The sequence below is a fragment of the Paenibacillus sp. P4_E11 genome, assembly GCF_056401635.1.
Genome location: NZ_JBFUIX010000020.1, coordinates 61030 through 79812, shown reverse-complemented (window position 1 = coordinate 79812; position 18783 = coordinate 61030). Strand labels below are relative to the sequence as shown.

21 protein-coding genes and 1 riboswitch are annotated in these 18783 nt (G+C 50.3%); of the genes, 4 read left to right on the top strand and 17 right to left on the bottom strand.

Annotation, left to right across the window (positions count from 1 at the left end):
* The 7 genes from scpB to ribD form a co-directional block, all read right to left on the bottom strand.
* The coding region (scpB, locus tag AC1DWB_RS10725) for an SMC-Scp complex subunit ScpB (protein WP_477541041.1) at positions 1 to 318 on the bottom strand (318 nt) is incomplete at its 3' end.
* 20 nt (positions 319 to 338) lie between these two features.
* Positions 339 to 1124, bottom strand: coding sequence for a segregation and condensation protein A (locus tag AC1DWB_RS10720; protein WP_477541040.1), 786 nt, complete (start codon positions 1122 to 1124; stop codon positions 339 to 341).
* Positions 1125 to 1127: 3 nt separating this feature from the next.
* Positions 1128 to 1790, bottom strand: a complete 663-nt coding sequence (locus AC1DWB_RS10715) for a site-2 protease family protein (protein WP_477541039.1) — start codon at positions 1788 to 1790, stop codon at positions 1128 to 1130.
* Positions 1790 to 2260, bottom strand: a complete 471-nt coding sequence (ribH, locus tag AC1DWB_RS10710; protein WP_477541038.1) for a 6,7-dimethyl-8-ribityllumazine synthase — start codon at positions 2258 to 2260, stop codon at positions 1790 to 1792. The genes AC1DWB_RS10715 and ribH overlap by 1 nt, the downstream gene beginning before the upstream one ends.
* 23 nt (positions 2261 to 2283) lie before the next feature.
* Positions 2284 to 3510, bottom strand: coding sequence for a bifunctional 3,4-dihydroxy-2-butanone-4-phosphate synthase/GTP cyclohydrolase II (locus AC1DWB_RS10705; protein WP_477541037.1), 1227 nt, complete (start codon positions 3508 to 3510; stop codon positions 2284 to 2286).
* Between the two features lie 28 nt (positions 3511 to 3538).
* Complete coding sequence (ribE, locus tag AC1DWB_RS10700; protein WP_477541036.1) at positions 3539 to 4219, bottom strand: riboflavin synthase; 681 nt, start codon at positions 4217 to 4219, stop codon at positions 3539 to 3541.
* Positions 4204 to 5343 carry a bifunctional diaminohydroxyphosphoribosylaminopyrimidine deaminase/5-amino-6-(5-phosphoribosylamino)uracil reductase RibD gene (ribD, locus tag AC1DWB_RS10695; protein WP_477541035.1) on the bottom strand — a complete coding sequence of 380 codons (1140 nt, stop codon included), beginning with the start codon at positions 5341 to 5343 and terminating at the stop codon, positions 4204 to 4206. The genes ribE and ribD overlap by 16 nt, the downstream gene beginning before the upstream one ends.
* 275 nt (positions 5344 to 5618) lie before the next feature.
* A riboswitch (FMN riboswitch) is annotated at positions 5619 to 5774 on the bottom strand.
* A gap of 120 nt (positions 5775 to 5894) precedes the next feature.
* On the opposite strand from ribD, the gene AC1DWB_RS10690 reads away from it, so the two are divergent.
* Positions 5895 to 6335, top strand: coding sequence for a peptidylprolyl isomerase (locus AC1DWB_RS10690; RefSeq protein ID WP_477541034.1), 441 nt, complete (start codon positions 5895 to 5897; stop codon positions 6333 to 6335).
* A 198-nt stretch (positions 6336 to 6533) separates the two neighbouring features.
* Positions 6534 to 6956, top strand: coding sequence for a MarR family winged helix-turn-helix transcriptional regulator (locus AC1DWB_RS10685; RefSeq protein ID WP_477541033.1), 423 nt, complete (start codon positions 6534 to 6536; stop codon positions 6954 to 6956).
* Between the two features lie 63 nt (positions 6957 to 7019).
* On the opposite strand, the gene lysA is transcribed toward AC1DWB_RS10685, so the two are convergent.
* From lysA to AC1DWB_RS10665, 4 genes are all read right to left on the bottom strand, one after another.
* Positions 7020 to 8354: a diaminopimelate decarboxylase gene (lysA, locus tag AC1DWB_RS10680; RefSeq protein ID WP_477541032.1), complete on the bottom strand. Its 1335-nt coding sequence runs from the start codon at positions 8352 to 8354 to the stop codon at positions 7020 to 7022.
* Positions 8355 to 8523: 169 nt separating this feature from the next.
* Positions 8524 to 10161 (bottom strand): spore germination protein, encoded by a 1638-nt coding sequence (locus tag AC1DWB_RS10675; protein WP_477541031.1) that lies wholly within the window; start codon positions 10159 to 10161, stop codon positions 8524 to 8526.
* Positions 10162 to 10195: 34 nt separating this feature from the next.
* Positions 10196 to 10624: a stage V sporulation protein AB gene (locus tag AC1DWB_RS10670; protein WP_477541030.1), complete on the bottom strand. Its 429-nt coding sequence runs from the start codon at positions 10622 to 10624 to the stop codon at positions 10196 to 10198.
* Positions 10621 to 11259, bottom strand: coding sequence for a stage V sporulation protein AA (locus AC1DWB_RS10665; RefSeq protein WP_477541029.1), 639 nt, complete (start codon positions 11257 to 11259; stop codon positions 10621 to 10623). Before AC1DWB_RS10665 ends, AC1DWB_RS10670 begins: the two co-directional genes overlap by 4 nt.
* 248 nt (positions 11260 to 11507) lie before the next feature.
* Between AC1DWB_RS10665 and AC1DWB_RS10660 the strand changes: the two genes are divergently transcribed.
* Positions 11508 to 12431: a phytanoyl-CoA dioxygenase family protein gene (locus AC1DWB_RS10660; protein ID WP_477541028.1), complete on the top strand. Its 924-nt coding sequence runs from the start codon at positions 11508 to 11510 to the stop codon at positions 12429 to 12431.
* A gap of 22 nt (positions 12432 to 12453) precedes the next feature.
* Here the strand turns inward: AC1DWB_RS10660 and AC1DWB_RS10655 are convergent, their stop codons facing one another.
* The 6 genes from AC1DWB_RS10655 to AC1DWB_RS10630 all read right to left on the bottom strand — a co-directional run bounded on the left by AC1DWB_RS10655 (position 12454) and on the right by AC1DWB_RS10630 (position 17320).
* Positions 12454 to 13269, bottom strand: a complete 816-nt coding sequence (locus AC1DWB_RS10655; protein WP_477541027.1) for an AraC family transcriptional regulator — start codon at positions 13267 to 13269, stop codon at positions 12454 to 12456.
* Positions 13270 to 13346: 77 nt separating this feature from the next.
* Positions 13347 to 14102 (bottom strand): RNA polymerase sporulation sigma factor SigF, encoded by a 756-nt coding sequence (gene sigF, locus AC1DWB_RS10650; RefSeq protein ID WP_477541026.1) that lies wholly within the window; start codon positions 14100 to 14102, stop codon positions 13347 to 13349.
* Positions 14103 to 14114: 12 nt separating this feature from the next.
* Positions 14115 to 14561 carry an anti-sigma F factor gene (spoIIAB, locus tag AC1DWB_RS10645; protein WP_477541025.1) on the bottom strand — a complete coding sequence of 149 codons (447 nt, stop codon included), beginning with the start codon at positions 14559 to 14561 and terminating at the stop codon, positions 14115 to 14117.
* Positions 14558 to 14911 (bottom strand): anti-sigma F factor antagonist, encoded by a 354-nt coding sequence (gene spoIIAA / locus AC1DWB_RS10640; RefSeq protein ID WP_477541024.1) that lies wholly within the window; start codon positions 14909 to 14911, stop codon positions 14558 to 14560. The genes spoIIAB and spoIIAA overlap by 4 nt, the downstream gene beginning before the upstream one ends.
* A gap of 213 nt (positions 14912 to 15124) precedes the next feature.
* Positions 15125 to 16321: a D-alanyl-D-alanine carboxypeptidase family protein gene (locus AC1DWB_RS10635; protein WP_477541023.1), complete on the bottom strand. Its 1197-nt coding sequence runs from the start codon at positions 16319 to 16321 to the stop codon at positions 15125 to 15127.
* A gap of 165 nt (positions 16322 to 16486) precedes the next feature.
* Positions 16487 to 17320 (bottom strand): phytanoyl-CoA dioxygenase family protein, encoded by an 834-nt coding sequence (locus AC1DWB_RS10630; RefSeq protein WP_477541022.1) that lies wholly within the window; start codon positions 17318 to 17320, stop codon positions 16487 to 16489.
* Positions 17321 to 17493: 173 nt separating this feature from the next.
* Between AC1DWB_RS10630 and AC1DWB_RS10625 the strand changes: the two genes are divergently transcribed.
* Positions 17494 to 18384 (top strand): AraC family transcriptional regulator, encoded by an 891-nt coding sequence (locus tag AC1DWB_RS10625; RefSeq protein ID WP_477541021.1) that lies wholly within the window; start codon positions 17494 to 17496, stop codon positions 18382 to 18384.
* Positions 18385 to 18783: the final 399 nt, after the last annotated feature.

Genomic DNA, 18783 nt, shown 5'->3' with positions numbered 1-18783 from the left:
AAGTGGCTGCTTGTAGGCCACAATGGCAAGTGTCTCAAGAGCCGCTTGGGACAAGCTAGTCCGGGTTGGCGAATAAGCCAGCTTCTCGAAGTAAGGAGCATGATCAGGAAGGGTCGTTAATTGATACGCTCCGGCAAGCTCGACAATTTGCATGCCTCTTCCTTGCCGCTTGAAGTCGGATTTCATTACTCGCAGCAGATCCTTCACAACCGATTGCTGCACTTCGAGAACGTCGGCCAACTGTTTCAAATCCAACCCTTCATCACCTGATACGAACAATAAGCCTTCGAGGACGCCTTTCATCTGACGTGCATCCATTCCTAATATTCCCCGCTTTCTTACTGATACGTATCTTGCATGGTTGGCCCTTCGATCGGGAAATCGGGTTCTCTCCAATGCAATACAATATCGTCGAACAGACGGTTCTGGTAACAGACGATCTGCTTCACCTTCATCAATTCCAGGATGGCCAGGAACGTTACAACCACATCTTCGCGATTGTATTCCTCATCCAGTAAAGAAGAGAAGAGTGCATTACCTCCGTTGTTGTTCAACATATCGGATATTTCCTGCATCCGGTCCTTCACGGATATTTCGTCCCGACGAATACGAGCGATCGTCTGTCGACTCTTCGCCTTACGCAGCGCCCGTTGGAACGCGATGACGAGATCCGCCACGTTCAGACCTTTCACTGGATTCTCCATGACCTGAGGCAAGAACGGGGACAAATCATCCGGCTCCCGCGTATAAATCAGACTTCGTGCTAACTCTTTATCCCGTAACTCTTCTGCAATGCCCTTATACTTGCGATACTCAATCAGCTTCTGCACCAACTCAGCTCGCGGATCGTATCCGTCATCCATGCCGTATTCATCGTCCAAATGAATGACAGGAGGCTTAGGCAGCAGCATCTGGCTCTTGATCGAGAGCAGCGTGGCTGCCATCACGAGAAATTCGCTCGTTACGTCCAGCTCGAGTTCCTGCATTCCGCTCAGAATCTCCATATATTGATCGGTAATCATAGCGATGGGGATATTATAAATGTCGATTTCCGATTTGTCGATCAGATGAAGCAATAAGTCCAGAGGGCCTTCGAACATATCGAGCTTGTATGTGACTTTCATTTCTTAGCCCCCTAATTCCAACCCATACAAATTCATGACTACGCCACTCAGCCATTCAAATCCATTCTGGAACATCAATTGCCCGAACGGAGTCACTACAAGTCCGATGAGCACGGCGATACCCAGCTTTTCGTATTTGCTCAGAGCCGGTTCCCAGATTGATGGCATCCAGCCACGTATAACTTTCCATACATCCATCGGATACACCGGCACGACATGGATGATCACCATCATCATATTCGCAATGTAACTCCATTGCAGGACGCCGCGAATCAGTTCAAGCAACCAGGCAGGCAAGAAGCCGTCTGGAGCAGATACCGGCAAGTGGAACGAAACCCACCATAACACGATTCCAAGAGCCAGATTAGCCAATGGCCCGCACGCCACCAGAAGCGCAGCCCGAAGCTGCTGATTGCCCTGCAGTGCGCTCCGATCGAACGGCACCGGCTTCGACCAGCCGAACGGACCGAAGAGGACAGGCAGTAATCCGATCGTGCTTAGATGCGCCAGAGGGTTCAAGGTGAGCCTCCCCTGTTGCTTGGCTGTTCGATCACCAAGCATCAGAGCAACAGCTGCCTGGACAGCATCATGTACGGCGATTGCGAGCAGCAGCGCGACGATCCGGTACAACAGCGAATCCAGTTGAATCCCATTCAGCCAATTCATTAGCTCTCCAATTGTTTGGTCAAATTCGCCATTTCAATGGCGGTCGTTGCCGCTTCCCAGCCTTTATTCCCTGCCTTCGTTCCCGCTCGTTCAATCGCTTGCTCGATTGAATCTGTCGTTAACACACCGAAGATCGTAGGTACACCTGTCTTTAGGCTGATCGAGGAAACACCCTTGGCCACTTCGCTGCACACATAATCGAAATGCGGAGTAGATCCGCGAATTACCGCCCCTAGTGTAATAACGGCATCATACCGACCGCTTGCTGCCATCTTCTGCGCGATTAACGGTATTTCGAAAGCTCCCGGCACCCATGCAACTTCTACTTCTTCATCCTTCACGCCATGCCGTTTGAAAGCATCCAGTGCGCCGCCAAGCAACTTCGAGGTAATGAATTCGTTGAATCGTCCTGCTACTACTGCATATTTTAACCCTTCCGAGATTAAATGTCCTTCATAAATGCGTGTCATTGTCATTTGCTCCTTCGTGTAAGTTAGATACTGTCCGAATCGTTGAATTTCAGTAGATGGCCCAGCTTCATCTTCTTCGTACGTAAGTAGTGCTTGTTATCTTCTTTCTCTTCTATTTGAATCGGAACCCGATCCACAATTTCCATACCGTACCCTTCGAGACCTTTGATCTTACGAGGATTGTTCGTCAGTAGACGCAATTTACGGACACCAAGATCCTTGAGAATCTGAGCACCGATCCCATAATCGCGCAAATCCGGAGCGAATCCTAACTTAATATTCGCGTCAACCGTGTCCATTCCCTGCTCCTGAAGCACATAAGCCTTCATTTTGTTGATTAGGCCGATCCCTCGACCCTCCTGTCGCAAGTATACGAGTACGCCTCGACCTTCTTTATTGATCTGTTCCAGGGCGGCCGCCAATTGCGGACCGCAATCGCAGCGCTGCGAATGAAACACGTCCCCGGTCAGACATTCGGAGTGCATACGGACCAGCACAGGTTGATCCGGATCGATCGTCCCTTTCACGAGTGCCACATGCTCTTGATCATTCACTGCGTTCGTGTAAGCAATCGCAGTGAATTGGCCGAAGTCAGTAGGCAGCTTGATCTCCACTTCACGCGTGACAAGCTTCTCCTTCTCATTGCGATAATGGATCAAATCCCGAATCGTAATGATCTTCAAATCATGCTTGATGGCAATTTCGTGTAAATCCGGAACGCGCGCCATGCTGCCATCTTCTTTGATCACTTCACATATGGCTGCAGCGGGATACGATCCGCACATTCTAGCCAAGTCGACTGCTGCCTCAGTGTGCCCGGCGCGACGCAGCACCCCGCCTTCCTTGGCGATGAGCGGGAATATGTGTCCAGGTCTGCGGAAGTGCTCCGGCTTCGACTTCGGATCAATAATCGACCGTATGGTAGCAGATCTTTCATGTGCTGATATACCAGTCGTCGTCTCCATGTGATCGACCGAGATTGTAAAGGCTGTTCCATGGTAATCGCTGTTACGTGCGACCATGGGTGGCAGCTCAAGTTGCAAAGCACGCTCTTCCGTGATCGGTACGCACACAAGTCCACGGCCTTCTCGGATCATGAAATTGATCACTTCGGGCGTCGATTTATCAGCCAGTGCGATGAAGTCTCCCTCGTTCTCACGGTCCTCATCGTCGACGACAATGATGACCTTGCCTAGCATAAGGTCTATAATCGCTTCCTCGATCGTGTGAAACGTAGTTTCTTGTCCCATAGGACTTCCCCCTTGATGGTGTCTCATATTATAGAAAACCGTGTTGGACCAAGAAAGCTTCTGTCACTCCAGAAGCATGTCGGCTTTTGGAATCAGAGGTTCCCGCAGTGCCTACATCGCGGAAGCTGAGCAGTCGTTCCACGTATTTGCCAAGCAGGTCGCACTCCAGATTCACGATATCGCCTGCTTGTTTGTCCTGCATCACCGTTTGGGCAAGCGTATGCGGGATAATGGAAACCGTTATAGTGTGATCCGCAACATCCACCAAGGTGAGGCTAATCCCGTCTACCGTGATCGAGCCGTTAGGCAGCATATACTTCATCATGCTTGACACAAGCGGTTCTAATACGAACACTACGGCATTCTCTTCCTTGCGTCTCGATACGATGCGCCCCATCATATCGACGTGCCCCTGCACGATGTGGCCGCCGAATCGTCCATTAGCCTGCATCGCGCGCTCCAGATTGACCTTGCTGCCTGTTGATAACAGTCTCAGGCTAGTCTTGCGGAACGTCTCCGGCATAACATCGACGGAGAAGCTGTTGTTGTCAAAGGATACAACGGTCAAGCAAACGCCGTTCACGGCAATACTGTCGCCTAGCTTGACGTCGAGTAGCACCAAGTGTGCTTCGATGGTCATGATCATTGCTTGACCTTGCTGTTGCACCCGGCGAAGCCGTCCTATCTCTTCAATTATTCCGGTGAACATGTTGCAGGGCTCCTCTCATACCGGGGATACCCGGTCAAATAACAATCCGACCCTACTTGCTCCACTTGGAACCGGTCGAGCTCGATCGCATCGGCCATCAAATCGACCCCGGCGAACTGGAAGGCCGACGGTGCCTGCGTACCACCGCCCACAAGCTTCGGCGCGATGAACACGGCCACCTTGTCGACCAGTCCCGCTTCCAGCATAGCCCCGTTCAAGGTGCCACCGCCTTCAAGCAAGATAGAGCCAATCTCACGCTCCCCCAGCATGGCAAGTGCCAAGCCGAGATCGACCCGCTGTCCATCGCCGCATTTCATAACCTCCACGCCTAATGCGTTCAGCTTCATGATCTGCTCGATGGAAGCGTGCTGCGTCGTGATGACCAGTGTCTTCGCATCACGTTCGCGAATGACATGAGCATCGAGCGGCACACGCAGCTTGGAATCGAGCACAATACGAAGCGGTTGTAACGCCGGCACGGGAAGCCGCGTCGTCAGTTGTGGATCGTCGGCGATAACCGTGTCCACCCCGACCATTATCGCCTGGTGACGATGGCGCATCGTATGAACAAGCTCTCGTGAGGATGGACTGCTAATCCACTTGCTGTCGCCAGTTCGGGTAGCGATCTTCCCATCCAGTGTACTGGCGGTCTTGAGCGTGACCCAGGGGAGGCGGGTGACGATGTACTTGTTGAACTTCTCGTTCAGCAGGCGCGCCTCTTCTTCAAGCACACCAACTTGCACCTCGATGCCATGACTGCGTAGTTGTTCGATCCCGGAACCGGCAACCGAAGGATTCGGATCGACGCAAGCAACGACAACCCGCTTCACATGCTCCAGAACGAGCCGTTCCGAGCACGGCGGCGTACGGCCATGAATGCTGCAAGGTTCAAGCGTGACATACACCGTACTTCCTTCGGCTTCTGAACCCGCCATAAGTAGTGCGTTGATCTCAGCGTGGTGTGACCCACGTTGAAGATGTGCCCCCATGCCGACAATTCGGCCGTCCTTCACAATGACACAGCCTACGATGGGATTAATGCTGGTCTGCCCTTGCGCCTGAGCAGCCATCTGCAGCGCGAGCCGCATATACGATTCATCATTCAATCGATCCAACAGGTGCATGTCGGTTCTCCTCCTCTTAACACATAAAAAACCCCTTTACGATTGAAGTAAGGGGGCGTTATTGGTTGACGGAAGTTATTTATACGAAGAAAGATTCACAACTCAAACAAGCCTGAGCGTTGCGGCAGACTCTTACTTATTTTCGAGCACACGAAAAAATGATCATCATGTATTCCGTGCACACAGAAAACAAAAGCCAAGTGAACAGGCGATCATGTGAAAAAAAACACATAAAATTGCCCGTCTCCCCGATCTAATGTCTGCTAACTTCTCCGTCGTTCCTTCTCCCATCCAGACTATACTGTCGGTCTCGGAGTTGCACCGAGTCCACCGGGCCGGCAAATGAACCGACACGGGTCACGGACTGATTCGCAAAACACGTTCGCGAAATTACCGCCGGTAGGGAATTTCACCCTGCCCCGAAGGAACTTTATTAAATTACTGTTTAGTATACCCATTTCCCTATGCTCTGTCTAGTCATTCAATTGCCTTTGCTTCGGACGCTTGTTTGCAGTACAATAGTCGTACTACATTTTACTAGGAGGTCTACCATGAAAAAAGGTAGCTTTGAGCTTGAAAACGGAGAAAAAGTAATAATTGACTTCTTCCCGGAGGAAGCCCCGAATACGGTCGCCAACTTCGAGAAGCTGGCCAACTCCGGCTTTTATAACGGATTGAAGTTCCATCGCGTAATCAAAGGCTTCGTCGCACAAGCGGGTTGCCCACAAGGAACCGGATATGGTGGCGCAGGTTATAACATTGATTGTGAAACGTCCACGAATACTAGCAAGCACGAACGCGGTGCGCTTTCTATGGCGCATGCTGGCAAGAACACGGGAAGCAGCCAGTTCTTCGTCTGCTACCAGCCACAACCACATCTGGATGGCGTTCATACTGTATTCGGCAAAGTGTCGAAAGGTATGGAGTATATCGATGCTGTGAAGCAAGGCGATACGATCAAAGAAGCGAAAGTTTGGGACGAAGAAGCATAAACCGTCTATACTCACTCACTATAGAAGCCGATTCGCATAATCACTTGTGCGGACCGGCTTTTTCTCCATATAGAAGGGTACGACTAACAACGCATCAGTTTGACTGCCGATTTAAATACGCTATAGTATAGATTAAGACTATTTTCAAAATCTAAGCACATTAGATGATGTGGATTGATGGAACGAGGAGGTGAACGTATGGATGCAGCGAGCGAAGCAATGATTGACCGGTTTCAAGCCTGTTACATGGCAGGGTTTCGTAAAACCGCGTCAGCTTTCGATATGAGTGCAAAATTCGGCATAACTCGCCCTCAATTCTATATCATGAGCACGTTAAATCAGGAAGGCATATGTAAAGCTACCAAGCTCGCTGAGATGATGGAAGTGAAGCCTAGTGCGATTACGGTTATGATCGATCGTTTAGTTCGCCTTGGACAAGTCACCCGGCAATTGGATGAAAATGACCGCAGGGTTGTTCTGCTCAAACTTACGGAGGACGGCATCGAAACGTTGGTTAAAGCGAAAGCGCATCAAAGGGCACTTATCGCGGAACAGCTGTTCAAGCTGGATCTAGATGAATTGGAAAGCTTTATTCGAACATTCGAGAAGATTATGCTCTGAAATAGATGAACAAGGACCTGCCGGCACTATGCTGGCAGGTCCTTGTTCAATTCTTAAGCCCTGTTATGCCTTCAAAGCAGGCAGTTTCATCAGCCGCTCCGGAATAACATCATTGCCCGCTATATCATCGAACGTATCGCGACGTACGACGATGTCGGACTTCCCGCCTTGAACGAATACGACTGCTGGCTTGCGAATACGGTTATAGTGGCTTGCCATCGCGTAGTTGTAAGCACCCGTGCTGGAAATGGCCAGCACATCGCCTGTGCGAACTACGGGGAGCGCCAAATCCCAGATGAGCATATCGCCCGTCTCGCAGCACTTTCCTGCGATAGAGACGACTTCTTCTTCTACTTCGAGAGCCCGATTGGCCAACATCGCTTCGTACTTGGCATCATAGAGTGCCGGGCGTGGATTGTCAGTCATGCCCCCGTCAACGGCGACATACTTGCGCACGCCTGGGATATCCTTAACCGATCCGATCGTATATAACGTCGTCCCGGCTTCGCCGACGATGCTGCGGCCCGGTTCGATCCAGATCTCAGGCAACGGATAGTTATATGCAGCGAAGTTCGTCTTGACAGCGTCAGCAATTGCAGTAATATATTGCGATGCCGCAAGCGGTGTATCGTCTTCCATGTACCGAATGCCGAAGCCCCCACCCAGATTGATGACGGTGAACGTATAGCCCAATTCATCCCGAACTTGAGCGGCGAATCGCGTCACTTTATCAGCAGCAAGCTTGAAACCTTCAACTTCGAATATTTGCGAACCGATGTGTGAATGAACGCCAAGCAGATGAAGCTGTTCCAGCATAATGGATTCGCGAACAGCACGCAACGCGGCGCCACTCTCCAAGTCGAACCCGAACTTGGAATCGATCTGTCCCGTCGAGATGAATTCATGCGTATGTGCATCGACCCCAGGCGAAATGCGTAGCAGGATATTGACCTTCTGCTTCGTCTCACGCGCCATCTCGTTCAACAGATGAAGCTCTATGAAGTTATCGACCACGAAGCAGCCGATGTTCGCTTCAAGCGCCATTGCGATTTCCTGCGGCGTCTTGTTGTTGCCGTGGAAGTGAATCTTACTTGGCGGGAATCCGGCTTGCAGTGCTGTGTATAGTTCGCCGTCCGATACGACGTCCAGCGACAAGCCCTCCTCTTCCACGATTCGGCACATGGCCATCACACATATAGCTTTGCTGGCATACGCCACTTGAAAGCTTAATCCCGTCGATTGAAAAGCTTCCCTGTATTCTCGGCATCGGGTACGGATGAGATTCTCGTCATATACGTATAAGGGCGTTCCGTATTGTTTGACCAAATCCAACGTATCGCAGCCACCGATTTCCAGCCGTCCTTCGGAGTTGATGACACTTGTTCCATGTAAATACATATTCATTCCCTCTTTTCTTCACCCCAAAAATGACGGCACCTAATATGTTAATAAAGTACCACACGTCCTGACGGAAGGCAATAAGCGGCATAGCGGATTTGCACGGAGTCCAAAAACCCCTCAGCTGAGCTATCTCGCTCGAGCTGAGGGTCTATCTTGAACCGACCGATTATTTCTTCGCCGGCGGCTGGCGGGTCTTATCCTGCGCCTTCGTAATACTCATCCGAATCTTCGCATGCAGCACGGGTTTGCGTATCAGAATAGACAGTATCGCTTTCCCATCGAATGGGATGAACGGCCATAGATAAGGTGCGTTGTAGGAACGATGCGTTGCCAAGATGATAACCCACAGTGTCGATCCGACGACGAAGCCGGGAATTCGGAAGACTGCGACCGCAATGAGCAAGAATAGCCGGAATATCCGATTCGCCAGTCCAAGCTCATAGCTGGGAGTTGCGAACATGCCAATCGCCGCAACCGCCATATACATAATGACTTCATTGATGAACAGTCCGGTCTTGACCGCAATATCTCCCACGAGGATCGCCGCTACCAAACCCATAGCGACGGTAAGTGGCGAGGGGGTATGAACGGCGGCGAGCCGCATCAAGTCAACCCCAATTTCAACAATCAGAAATTGCGCAAGCAATGGAATTTTGCCCTCATTTTGTGCCCCCAAAAATTCCAGTCCGGGCGGCTTCAATTCCGGATTTTTCACCAAAAGAAACCACAAAGGCAGCATGAAGAGTGAGACGAATATCCCAATAAACCGTACCCATCTCAAATAACTGCCAACAAAGGGCGCCTGCCGATACTCTTCTGCATGCTGGATCAGATGGAAGAAAGTCGTCGGGAGAATCATTACACTCGGTGAGGTGTCAACGAACAAGATAACATGGCCTTCGAGCATATGTGCACTTACGACATCTGGCCGCTCGGAGTAGCGTACAGAAGGGTAAGGGTTCCAGCCTTTTCCAATAATAGCTTCCTCTAGCTGCTTATCACCTAGAGGAAGCCCATCGATACACACGCTCTGGACCTTGTCCTTAATGGACTTCACCAAATTCGGATCGGCAATATCTTCAATGTAACCGAGCGCCACATCCGTGTTCGTACGCTGGCCTACTTTCATCAGCTCGAATTTCAGCCTGGGATCGCGTATGCGCCGTCGAACTAAAGTTACATTCGTTAGCAGCGTTTCTACAAAACCGTCTCTCGCCCCTCGGACTACCCGCTCCAAGTCCGGCTCTTCAATCGAACGCACAGGAAAGATCTTGGCATCGATGACTAATGCGGACGTCTCCCCTTCAATGAACAAGGCTGTAGTGCCCATTAATACAAACTCCACTACTTTGTCGAGATCGTCCATTTGTTCCACTTGAATATGAGCGATGTACTGCTCTAGGAAGCTTTTTACCGTATTCGGAACGATTTGCTCCTTATGCAAGTACGTAAGCCTCGTAATAATATCGGTCAGAACCGTATCTTTGGCGAATCCATTGATATAGAAAAAGGCGGTTCGCTTCGTTCCGAAAACCATTTCCCGAAACACGATATCGAAGCTTCGGTGCAAGCCGACCTTCTCCTCCAACGTTCGCTTCACATGATCGATTCTGGTGAAGATAGAATCCTCATGCTTCAAGCCCATCTCTTCATCAGTTAATATATCATTGGCATTGACTTTGTCATCCTGGCGACGATTTCGTTGCTTGCGATGGATAATGACACCTGAGCCTCTTGGTTTGTTTTCTCCCTCAGCGCCTTGTTGTTTGCTCTTGTCGTCTTGCCCTCGCGTCTTGACGGTCATCTCTTCAGCCCCTCCATCTATACGTACATCGCCCTCAAGCCCAATACCATAACCAATCGAACAGCGAGCCCGCTACCTTACCGAATACCATCGCCATGAGCAGCCATATAATATAATCGCCAATGCCCAACCTCTTGGCCATAATCGGGAACACGTTCAGCACCTCTGTCAGGGCACCCGCAAGCATACCTACGAAACAACCTGCCAGAAGGCCAATGCAAACCGCAGATAACGGAGCCAAATGGAACGTCCAGCCGAAGAAATCCGCCAATGTGAATACCATCACACCGCATACTACCGCCGCTTCCAGCTGGTGGACGCGGGTAGTCTTGGCAATTTGCGCTAATCTAGGAAGGACGTCCAACACGACTAAGAACGCGACCATACCGCCACCTACTGCGACACCTCCGGCAATGCCGATGAACGCAAGCAATGCTGCTTCGAGTAGGAACGGACCGATCATCGAGGTTCTCCGTTGTCTTGAAGCTTTCCATATTCCTCTGTAATGACGTAGCGATTCAAATTTTCCTGGTACATGAACATTTCCACCTCTAGCGGACTTGGCTCTTCACTGAATCTCTTCTTGAACAATTGATTGAAGAAGACGACCATCCCCGCTCCCAATCCGAATGAATACGGAATTTGCAACCAATAAGGATGCTCTACCGCATGGCCAGTAATCATCTCGTACAGCTTCTGGTGCACTTCCATCATACTGACATCGACATGGAAGTTCATAATCGCAAGGCCAGAGCCGATGAACAGCAGCAACCAGACAAGTGCGAACAATAGAGGATTCGGCTTTTTGGCGGGTGAGACGATCTCTACCAGTACGTGCGGCTCCCCGTAGTGCTCAATCTGTATGCCTGGACAATGTGATCGGACCGCAGCCACGATTCGCAGCATATCGATCAACAAGACAGTACCGTCCGCCTCACTAGGCGTATGCAGCACCAATTGGCGCAGCTTCGTCTCCAACTGTGGATCTACCAGCATCTGGGCAACATCACCTAACCGGATCGGTACGCCCTTGTGCACAGAGATCCGTTTGCGGAGTCGGATATACATCATGGAAGCATCAATTGGCGGCACTTGCATGGGATCACTCCCTTGTATGACAAACTTTACCTTTAGTATGCAGCACAATGAGAGGTCGTACTCATCATTTTATCAGCAAAGATTTCCATCTGGGCTACGGCGGATTGTGCTGTTTTGTACAAAAAAAAGACGATTCATTCCATGGCTCCTCCCTCAGAAACCAAGTACAGTATAGCTATAGCTCGTCACAACTGAATAAGCACCATGCAAGACGTGTGCCAAAATTACAAACGATGGAGGAGATCAACATGGCAGTGAAATTGACAGATCCGGAAGAGATCAACCGCACTCTGTACCCGAGTGTTGACTTGGTCGAATATTTGGACGAATTGAGCTCGGTAACAGAAGCCGAAGCAGGATTTTACCAGGAACAAGGGTATTTGGCTGTACGGAAAGGGTATTCGGAGCAAGTCGTGGCCGATGCGAAAGACGCGCTGTTCGATATGATGGAATCCCGCAGACAAATGACACGTGAGCAATTCAACACGTTCATGGAGGAACAGCGATACGACCCTCAGAATAAGAATTATGTACAGACAGAATCGAAGATGCAGAAACTCCCCCATGTTCAGCTTGTGAAGAACGAAGACCAGACATTGAGCCAAGAGGAATTCATGCTGGCCACTCGAAAGATTGGGGATTTCGTCAACTTTGACGCCCGCTTGCATGCGGCCGCCTTCCATCCGGAAATACTGCGTATTGTGGAGATGCTATTAGGGGAAAAAGCGATGCTTGTTCAGGATATGGCACTATTGAAACCGCCTCAAGGGGGCGGGGAGAAGCCGTGGCATCAGGATATGGCCTATCGCGGACTCGACTATGATCGGCCGATCGTCGGGGTGTGGATTGCGCTGGACGAAGCTAGCGTTGACAATGGGTGCATGCACATCATCCCGAGATCGCATATGCGTGGTGGTATCCCTCATTACGCGGTTCGCGATTGGCAGATGTGTGATGAGAACGTGGATCCAGACCGTGCTTCTGTAGCCCCATTGGCACCTGGGGGGATGCTGTTCTTCCATGGGTTGCTCCATCACGGGACGCCGAGCAATTTCTCATCCAAGCGGCGCCAAGCTCTGCAATTTCACTATGCGCCTGTAAGTGCTGAGATCGTCACACCTAAGGAATACAAGCGTATGTTCACCAATGAGATGAGCGGTGCCCAGTGTTAAGGAGTGACAGCCCCTCTTCCGCTTATTTCCGATAAGCGGAAGGGGACACGCCGAAATACTGTTTGAACTGTTTACTGAAATAATACACATCTGAATACCCGAGCGCTAATGCCGCTTGCGTAACATTGACCGAGGTCTCTGCCATTAAGTGCAGAGCCTTTTCCATTTTCACCTTCGTCGCGTATTGCTTGATGGACAGGCCCGTATGCTTGCGGAACAATCGATTCACATAAGCAGGAGCGAATCCGCTAAGCGCGGCAATTTGCTTGGATGAGGGGATACGTCCTCCGTCTGAGCGAATTGCCGATTTGAGCTTACGGACCGCCTTCGCGTGCAAGCCTACTGACTCTTCATTGTCCTCCTGCTCCGAATTCGAGCGTAGCAATTGGATGATGACCTGCTTCAGCAGGAGGTCGAATTCTTCCACATTCCAGGCCGAGTTGCTGTCGCACAGATCCAACAAACGGAGCAGCATTGACTCCAACAAGGACGGATCGTTTACTTGATTATAAGAGGTCATGCGGGGGACCGTTGTGATCGCCTCGTCTGTCTGTCTGTCGATCGTTCTGAAATGGATGAATAGTACGGTCAAGCGGTCTTGAATGTTTTGTTCAGCAACGGTAATGTCGCCAGGCTGCAGCATCATGCAACAGCCTTTTCTCAGCGAATACGTCTCACCGTTCAGCTTCATCTCTCCCTCACCGGAGAACACGTACCATAAATCATAATGCACAAACTCAGGAGGCGCCCACCCCCACTCCGGTCCGCATTCGTAGTAACCAAACACCCTGCCTTTCTCCAGCTTTAACTCCGAGGAGAACAATTGCTTGATCGTCACCTTGACTTCCTCCGTGAATCGAATAGGATCTTATTGCTTACATGATAGTATATCCGCGCAAAAAAGAACAGACCGCTCTATTGAGCAATCTGTTCTTTGATAACTTGCAATATTTTTTTCTCCAGACGAGATACTTGCACTTGGGATATACCGAGCCTATTCGCAACTTCAGACTGGGTCTGATCTCGGAAATAGCGCAGATAGACGATCAGCCGTTCCCGTTCTGAAAGGGTATTGATTGCCTCATTCAATGCCAGCTTGTCGAACCATCTCTCCTGGCCTTCATCGGCAATCTGATCCATCAATGTAATAGGATCACCGTCGTTCTCGAATACGGTCTCGTGAATCGAAGTAGGCGGCTTGTTTGCTTCCTGCGCGAACACGACTTCCTCCGACGTAATCCCGAGCTCCTCGGCCACTTCACCAATGGTCGGCAGCCGTCCCAGCTTCTTGGACAGCTCATCCTTCTTCTTGCGCACCTTGTTCGCCAGCTCCTTCAAGGAACGGCTCACCTTGACAGTCCCGTCATCGCGCAAAAATCGCTGAATCTCGCCGATTATCATAGGGACGGCATACGTAGAAAACTTAACGTCGTAGGATAGATCGAATTTGTCGACTGATTTCAATAAACCAATACACCCGATCTGGAACAAATCCTCCGGTTCGTAGCCCCTGTTCAGAAAGCGCTGTACGACCGACCAGACCAGACGGATGTTGCAATTCACTAGGGTTTCTCTTGCTAGTGCATCCCCTGCTTGACTAAGAGCAATTAGGCGTTTCACTTCGGTGTCGTCCAAATAACTGTGTGAGGCATGCTTCAGATCCACATTCATCGTCACCTACCCCTAGTTATACAGCGCTTTTTTGGATTCAATCCGCTTCACCATCGTCACCTTGGTGCCTTGTCCAGGCACGGATACGACCGCTACTGCGTCCATGAAGTTTTCCATAATCGTAAAGCCCATCCCTGAACGTTCCATCTCCGGCTTCGTCGTGAACAAAGGCTCGCGCGCCATATCCACATCTTCGATGCCATTCCCGTTGTCTTCAATGGAGATCGTCACCTGATCGCTCTCGATGGATGCCGAGATCGTCACAATGCCGTCTGGCCGTTCATCATAACCATGAATAATGGAGTTCGTGACCGCCTCGGACACAACTGTCTTAATATCGGTCAGTTCCTCGAGTGTCGGATCAAGCTGAGATACGAACGCGGCTACCGCTACACGTGCGAACGATTCGTTCTGCGAACGGCTGGCAAACTGCAAGGTCATAAAATTGGATCCACTCATGACACGACCTCCAGACTAGAAAGTGCAAGTCTCTCATTTTCCTGAATCGCTAAAATCTTGAACAGGCCGGACAGCTCAAACAAACGGTATACAGCCGGATTTACTTCGCAGACGACCATCTTCCCACCCTTGCCAGTCACTTGCTTGTAACGCCCCAATATGACGCCCAGACCTGAGCTGTCCATGAAGGACAAGTCTTTCAAGCTGAGCACGACATGACGAGTGTCGCCTTTCAGTATTGCCTCTTCCATCCGGGTACGGACAACCTCAGCCGAATGATGGTCTAACTCCCCGCGCAGTCGAACAATTAGCGTCCGACGGTTGTGCTCCAATTCAATATGCAGACTCACGCATGCCTCACTCCCTTCGTGATGCAGACTAAATTCTACGAATCGATTGGAAATTCCTGCATGCCGACAAAACTAGAAGAAAACTGCTAATTCCTCTGCAAAAACGAGTGAATTAGACATTATATGAGCGGATTTGGTCGAAATATCATCCAACGGACCATTCGTTCCCGAAGATGAGCCATCTCCGGGAATCGATTGTCACGTGATAGAGATCTATTTGTCGATCGTAAACAGTTGTGATGCGGTCCGCTTCATCAGCGTCCAAAGTCCAGCCTTCTGTACATCTGCCGGGGACTCGATGGCGAATTCGGCGATCTTCGCTTCGCCCTTGTATACGACCAGTTTCCCGATCGGCTGTCCAACTGTGATTGGAGCTTTCAGATTAGGCTGAAGCTGCAGTTCGTGTCGAATGTCGGCGTCAGCTTGCCCTTTCTTCAGCAATACCGAATACTGGTGGGTGGCCGTCAACGGAACTTGTTTCACTTTCCCCTTCTCCACTTCCAACGTACCGATTGTGTCGCCAGTCTTGAATATAGGATGATTCGTATATTGGGAGAAGGCGTAATCGAATAGCTTGGTCACTTCCGCATTACGTGTCTTCGTATTCGGTTCACCCAGCACAACCGCTACGACGCGGAAATTATCACGCTTCGCCGTTGCGGACAAGCAGAACTTCGCCTCACTCGTGTAGCCCGTCTTCAACCCATCGGCGCCCTGGTAAAAGCGAACGAGCTTGTTCGTGTTCACGAGCCAAAACGGCTTGGCCGAGTCCTTACGTAAGTAATCCTGATACATCCCGGTAAACTTAGTAATCTCTTCGTGCTTGAGCAGTTCCTTCGACATGATCGCAATATCATGGGCTGAAGAATAGTGATTATCTGCCGGCAGTCCGTTGACGTTGACGAAATTCGAGTTGTTCATTCCGAGCTGCTTCGCCTTTGCATTCATCTGTTGGACGAAGGCTTCCTCGGAGCCGCTGATCTTCTCGGCCATTGCTACAGAAGCATCGTTGCCGGACGCCATAGCAATACCTTTCAACATCTCTTCTACTGTCAGCTCTTCGCCAGGCTCCAGAAAGATTTGCGATCCCCCCATAGAGGCGGCGTATTCACTCGTACGAACCTTCTCATCCATCTTGATCTTGCCTTGATCCAATGCTTCCATAATGAGCACCATCGTCATGATCTTCGTGATGCTGGCGGGCGCTTTCTTCTCGTTCATGTTCTTCTCATATAATACCGTTCCGGTATCGGCATCCATAAGGACGGCTGAAGTTGCATTGGGCGCCAATTCTACAGCGGATGCTCCTTCTTTCGGCTTCGCCGATTTCTCATCGGCCGCCAATGCCGGCGTACACAGTGCACATAGCAGCAACAGGCTTAATGCTCCAATCAACCCTTTTTTGAGCATATACATACCCCTCCTAGACGAATAACCCCATATTTTCCCATGGCGAGCATGGAAATACTTCTAACAGTTTTGACACAAATTCCAGATATTAAACGAGAGTCGGGTGTCTAAATAAAAGAAAAACCTCCCGTATCGTGCATAGTGGGAGGTGTATTCATAATTAGATTATGTGTTGCGATCGAACAGTACCGGATGAATCGGGCTCGCCGCTAGATCGCCGGCTTGTAGTCCCGGGAACCAACTGTTCAGATCATTCCTTCGGGCATTGCTGTCCGGTTCTAGCAAATAAGTAGGGTCTGCGTAGTAAATAATCGTCATGACTTCCCGCATCTGTTCCGTCGGATTAGACGGTGCACTGTGCAACGTCCAGCCCGCATGAAACGTAGCATCACCCGCGTTCATCCCACCATAGTTGACCGTCTCGACCCCTTTGCTCTCAATGTATTCCTTCAACGTCTTGTGGGATTCGTCTGAAATGACTTGTTTCGAAATGTAACCGGATTTGTGCGAACCTGATGCGAACGTCATCGATCCCACTTCCTCGGAAATCGGAACGAGCGGCATCCACATCGTAATCGTGTTATTCGTATCAAGCGGCCAGTAGATTTGGTCTTGATGCCACGGAGTATGTCCCCCACCTGGTTCCTTGAACAACGCTTGGTCGGCGTAGATCCGAACACGGTCTACTCCCATCAAATCTGCAGCAATCTTGGCAAATCTTCTGGCGAACACGAATCGTTGCACCGCTTCACTCTTGACCCAGACGTTCCCGATCTGGATAAACGCCTTACCATACGTGTCTCGCTCAGCTAGCGGCTTATCATGTTTGTTCAATTGTCTTACTTGATCTTGTATGATCGGGCGATAGGCAAGCACTTCGTCTGCGGTCGCGACATGCCGGAGCCTTATGTGCCCCTTGTCTGTGTAGTCTGCAACTTGTTGCTGTGAAAGCTCGTATAGCTGTTGCAAATCAGGTAGGGTCGTTAAAGGAGTGTCCATGAACAGTGCCTTCTTTCTATGTGATGATACGTTTATTATATCTGTTGAACTGGGAAGGCGACGTGTATAACTCTACTAAGTTATTTGTCAAAAACGACTGTTCATTCGCGAAACGGCCTACAATCTGCTATCGTATGAGATATTCCTATTTCTCCGTGGAGCTGATGAAAACGATGACAAAAACCATGAGCACCCTTGAGCAATTAATCGCTCATCAACCTGTTGTCCCCTATATCCGCAACAGCGACTTTGCCATACGTTTGCCTTGGCATATGCCGATTCGACGGCTGCTTGACTACTTGTTGATCTATGTGCAAGAGGGCAGTTGCCTCATCCATGTAGATGGTGTCCAGCATACATTCGAGAGTGGGCAATTTTGTCTCATCCAGCCGAACAGTGTACATACACTCCAAGGTACGACGAATACGATAACCCCATACGCCCATCTGGATATTTTTTATAACCCTTTGCGAGAATTGAGCTTTCCGACAGGGGCGGGACAGCTGGACCTATCCGCTTATCAGACTTTGATGCAGCCCAGACTGAACGATCTGCAAGGATTGCATGTACCGGTTAGGCTGAATCCCGCCCATCCGATCCAGTTCCGCGATACACTGCTTCGAATGGTGCAATGCTGGCTTGATCGGGATTCGTTATCTCAGTTGGAGGCGCAATGTCTAGCCAGTGAACTGGTGCTGGCGATACTCAAGCAGTATGCGCCAACCTCACGCCAATCCACCTCGAACACACAAACATTGAACTGGATTACCTCGTTCATGTCGTTCCATCTTAGCGAACCGTTGACCATTGCTGAGATGGCTCGGCGTGCCAATCTATCACCCTCTCGATTCAGCGCGGTGTTCCGCCAAACATTCGGGGTGCCACCGCATCAATATTTACTTCAATTGCGATTGCAACACAGCGAGGAATTGCTGCGGACTACAACGTTGACCCTTTCCGAAATTGCGGTGTACTGCGGCTTTGCCGATGTGCATCATTTCTCTAAGGTGTTCAAGCAGGCACGCGGAATACCGCCCGGAGAGTTTCGCGAGCGAAATAGTTGAGTGGAGGGATGTTGCGGAAGGTATGGTGATGACGACAGAGGACCAATTATCAAGCCGGAATTGGAAGACACCCACTTGCGTGCTGGTTGAAGGTGCAAAGTCTTGTTCGGGCGTGCTGTTCTTCGACAACTTGTAGTGCATGGCACCCACACCTTTACTTCCGATGAGCGGGTCCATCCGGTATGGGGTGATATGCGAGGTGGTCTGGTTAGCGTAGTGTGGGCGCGGCATGACTTGAATGGCTCTATGTGATCAGGTGGCACGGACACGCTTAAGTAATCGTGTGGAGTCGAGTAATTGATGGACGATTTTTGCGAGCGTTGGCATTTGCGAGATGGCAATCCAAACGGTTTTAACAGACGCTATTGACCAAGCACGGTTGGACGCGTGTAGCACGGA